Genomic DNA, 1,027 nt, shown 5'->3' on the forward strand with positions numbered 1-1,027 from the left:
TAAGATCACTTCGACATGTTTTCTGAACTTTATACATTGTGAAATTATCTTTTTACTTATACAGTCAATAATCAAATCATATTGAAACTATATCGTTGTTGTATAAGATATAATTCATAATCATCTGAAATATATTTAATTTTCATATGATCACCTATCTCATAAAATGCATGGAAAACTACTCCTTCTTTAGTGTCAATTCCGAACACCCAACCGCCAAAGTTAAGATCTTCATATCTGCCTAAAGGTTTGCTTGCAAGTTCTCCCATTGCTTGATCTAAAGCAGATACATAACTTTCTAACATCAATTGACTTCTTAAATCAATTGAAAAACTTGTTTCACCAAATCGACCAACATACTCCCCCATATGTTCCGTAGCATTCGCATTAGTTCACACTACATTTGTTTCGGTATTAGGATTTATATAAAATTCTTTTAAATAATCATCGGGAATACGCAAATCCAGTTCTTTTTTAAGTTCATGAAAATATTTTTTCCATTGAATTGAAATTTTTTCCCACCAACCATCAATTGAGGTTTTAATAAGTATAGCCTCATTATTATCACCCCAATCATAACATATGCAGCATCCGCAAGCACCTTGACCATAATTAAAGCGCATATCAAAATAGTCACAATACTTGAATCCCAAACTAAATTCTTCATGTCCATTGCCGTAAAAAGCGTCTATCAAATTAAAATTCGAAACTAAACTACCAAAATATTTTTTCATTTCAGTTTCCACTATTTTGGCTTTTATTTCTGCTCGATTTTCATTCATTATAAAAACCCCTTTGCTTTTAAAAATTTCTTGGGAATCTGCTTTTTTACATCTGTCATTATACATTTTATCAAACTGTCACAAAGCTTATCAAAGTCGGTATTAAGCGATGACGAAAATAGCATTTTCTTTTCACTGCGATTTGTTATGATAAAAAAATATAAGTTGTTATCTCTAATTTCAACCTCAAATGGATAATAATCATAAACGATTGAAGACATTTTATTATTACAAAAAGTAACAGT

General features: G+C 30.0%; 3 protein-coding genes. All 3 read right to left on the minus strand.

Translation table 11 applies throughout. The annotated features are described in order from the left end of the window. Window positions 1-71 precede the first annotated feature (71 nt). Window positions 72-368 carry a hypothetical protein gene (locus DW793_RS14325; protein WP_147342238.1) on the minus strand — a complete coding sequence of 99 codons (297 nt, stop codon included), beginning with the start codon at window positions 366-368 and terminating at the stop codon, window positions 72-74. Window positions 369-392: 24 nt separating this feature from the next. After that, the gene (locus DW793_RS14330) at window positions 393-782 is read right to left on the minus strand and encodes a hypothetical protein (protein ID WP_117892987.1); all 390 of its coding nucleotides are present in this window, start codon (window positions 780-782) and stop codon (window positions 393-395) included. Next, a partial coding sequence (locus tag DW793_RS15590) for a hypothetical protein (protein ID WP_252969920.1) occupies window positions 782-1,027 on the minus strand: 246 nt, incomplete at its 5' end. The genes DW793_RS14330 and DW793_RS15590, both read right to left, overlap by 1 nt.

Origin of the sequence: Ruminococcus sp. AM31-15AC (assembly GCF_003462045.1) — a bacterium.
GTDB classification, from domain to species: Bacteria; Bacillota; Clostridia; order Oscillospirales; family Ruminococcaceae; genus Hominimerdicola; species Hominimerdicola aceti.